1 protein-coding gene is annotated in these 3,307 nt (G+C 71.3%); it reads left to right on the top strand.

Annotated elements, in window-relative coordinates:
* Window positions 1–3,307 (top strand): amino acid adenylation domain-containing protein (locus tag ACFVXE_RS38830; protein ID WP_389678480.1); only part of this gene is annotated, 3,307 nt, incomplete at both ends.

A 3,307-nucleotide genomic window follows, 5' to 3' on the forward strand; every position in this document is an offset into this window, starting at 1 on the left:
CCGAGGTCGGGATCGACGACAGTTTCTTCGACCTCGGTGGCCACTCCCTCCTCGCCACCCGTCTGACCAACCGCATCCGCACCACACTCGGAGCGGATCTCTCCCTGCGCGCGATCTTCGAGACTCCGACCGTGACAGCACTGGTCCCCCGGCTGACGGCCGACGCCGCACGGCCGATGCCTGGTGTGACCGCCGTCGTCCCCCGGCCGGCGAGGCTGCCGCTCTCGGCCGCGCAGCGACGGCTCTGGTTCCTGCACCGGCTGGAGGGCGCAAGCGCGACGTACAACGTGCCGGTGGTCACCCGTATCAGTGGCGCGTTGGACCGGCACGCACTGGCAGCGGCCCTCCAGGACGTCGTGGCGCGACACGAGAGTCTGCGCACGATTTGCGTCGAGGTGGACGGGGAACCGGTGCAGCAGGTGCTGCCCGCCGCCGAAGCCCGACCCGCCCTCGACGTGATGCAGTGTGCGACGCCCGGAGAGGCCGCCGCGGCCGTGACAGCGGCATGCGGCCACCTGTTCGACCTGGCCACGGACCTTCCGCTGCACGCCAGACTGATCCGGTCCGGCGCCGAGGAATCGACGCTCGTCCTGGTGATGCATCACATCGCCACCGACGGATGGTCGATGGGGCCGTTCGCCGCGGACCTGTCCACCGCCTACACCGCGCGTTGCAACGGGCAGAGCCCCGTCTACACCCCGCTCCCGGTCCAGTACGCCGACTATGCGCTGTGGCAGCAGGAGCACGCCGACGACGAGCAGGCGGATCTCGACTTCTGGCGCGGCGCACTCGCCGGGCTGCCCGAGGAACTGGTGCTGCCCACCGACCGGCCCCGTCCCGCCCGCGCGTCGCACCGAGGCGGACAGATCGAACTGCCGGTCCCGCCGGAACTGCACGACGCCGTGGGTGCACTGGCCCGGACACAAGGCGTGACGGTGTTCATGGTCGTCCAAGCGGCTCTCGCCACGCTGCTCACCACGCTCGGTGCCGGAACGGACCTCCCCCTGGGCGCGGTGGTGTCCGGTCGCGACGACGACGTCCTCGACGACCTGGTCGGCTTCTTCGCCAACACCCTCGCCCTGCGCACCGACACCAGCGGCGATCCCACGTTCGCCGAGCTGCTGGCCCGGGTCCGTACCGCCGACCTCGCCGCCTTCGAGCACCAGAACCTGTCCTTCGACCGCCTCGTCGAGGATCTCCAGCCGGCCCGCTCGCTCTCCCGCCACCCGCTCTACCAGATCGCCCTGGCATGGACCGCGGGCGGCGGTGACCTCCTCTCCCTGCCCGGTGCGGACTGCGCCGCTGTCCCGGTCGGGTCGGACACCGCCAAGTTCGACCTCGACTTCGAGTTCGTCGAGGATGCCGGGCTGACCATCCGGGTCGGCTACGCACTGGATCTCTTCGACCCGGAGACCGCGCATCGGCTGGCGGAGCGGCTCGTACGCGTACTCACCCAGGCCGTCGCGGATCCGGCGCTGCGGCTGGGTTCGTTCGAGGTGCTGTCCGAGGCCGAGCGGGAGCTCATCCTGGTCGAGTGGAACCGCTCGGCCCCGGTCGTCCCGCGTCTGTTCCCCGAACTGTTCGGGGAACAGGTGCGACGTAACCCCGACGGTGTGGCACTGGAGCACAACGGCGCATCGCTGACCTACCGCCGGCTCGACGCCCGCAGCAACCGACTCGCCCGCGAACTGATCAGCCGCGGCGTGGCACCGGAGGCGCCGGTCGCGGTCTGCATGGATCACGGCATCGACCTGGTGGTCGCCATGCTGGCCGTCATCAAGACGGGCGGCGCCTACGTCCCCGTCGACCCCGCCTACCCGACGGCCCGCAAGGCCTTCATGCTTGAAGACACCGCTCCCGCGGTGCTGCTGGTGGACGACGAGTCCCGCGCCGACGGCCTCCCGGTCGCCCCCACCGTGCTCGGCACACTGGACCTGGACACCCGCTCCGCCGCACCCGTCACCGACGTGGACCGCCGCGCGCCGCTCCACATCGAGAACACCTGCTACGTGATCTACACCTCCGGCTCGACCGGCCGGCCGAAGGGCACTGCCGTCAGCCACACCGGCCTCACCCGTCTGGTCAGATGCCACATCGACGCCCTGGGCGTGACCACGGACAGCCGGGTTCTGCAACTGGCCTCGATCGGGTTCGACGGCTCGTTCTGGGAGATCGCGATGGCCCTGCTGGCCGGAGCCACGCTGCGGGTCGGGCGTGCCGAGGCGCTGCCCACGGTCGCTCCGGACGACAGGCTGACCCGCGGGGTCACCCATGTGACAGTCCCGCCGTCGCTGCTCGGCGCACTGCCGGCGCATGCCCTGGCCGCAGGCACGGTCATCCTCACCGCCGGCGAGGCATGCCCCGCCGCGCTCGTGGACCAGTGGTCCGTCGACCACCGGCTGGCCAACCTCTACGGGCCGACCGAGACGACGGTGTGTGCCACGGGGGCCTTCCAGCGGCCGGGCGAGCCGGTGAGTATCGGCGGACCGATCGCCGGCACCGGGGTGTATGTGCTGGATGAGGCGTTGCGGCCGGTGGCGCCCGGGGTGGCCGGGGAGCTGTACATCACGGGCCCGGGGCTGGCGCGGGGGTATGTGGGACGGAGCGGTCTGACGGCTTCGCGGTTTGTCGCGAGTCCGTTTGCGGTGGGTGAGCGGATGTACCGGACGGGCGATGTGGTGCGCTGGACGGCGGACGGGCGGCTGATGTTCGCCGGCCGCGCCGACGACCAGGTGAAGGTGCGGGGCTTCCGGATCGAGCTCGGCGAGATCGAGGCCGCCCTCGGAACGGTTGCCGGAGTACGCCAGGCCGCCGTGGTGCTTCGCGAGGACCGTCCGGGCGAGAAGCACCTGGTCGGGTATGTCGTCCCGGAACCCGCGGCGGACTTCGACCCGGTCCGGGCCAGGGCCGTCCTGGCGGAGCGGCTTCCGCAGTACATGGTCCCCGCGGCGCTGCTGCCCATGACCGCGCTGCCCCTCACGGTCAGCGGCAAGCTGGACCGCAAGGCTCTGCCCGCCCCCGACTACACCGCCGCTGCCACCACGCGCGCACCGCGCACCCCGCTGGAGGAGACACTCTGCGGGCTGTTCGCCAAAACGCTTGCGGTACCGGAAGTCGGTATCGACGACAGCTTCTTCGACCTGGGTGGCCACTCACTGCTGGCAACCCGGCTGGTCAACGCCATCCGCGCCGAACTCGGCAGCGAAGTGGCGGTGCGGGCGGTGTTCGAGTTCCCGACGGTGGCGGGGTTGGCGGAGTGGGTCGGGTCGGTGGGTGTGGGGTCGCGTGCGGGTGTGGTGGTGGTGCC

It is taken from the genome of Streptomyces sp. NPDC058231, assembly GCF_042882275.1.
Classification (GTDB): Bacteria; Actinomycetota; Actinomycetes; order Streptomycetales; family Streptomycetaceae; genus Streptomyces.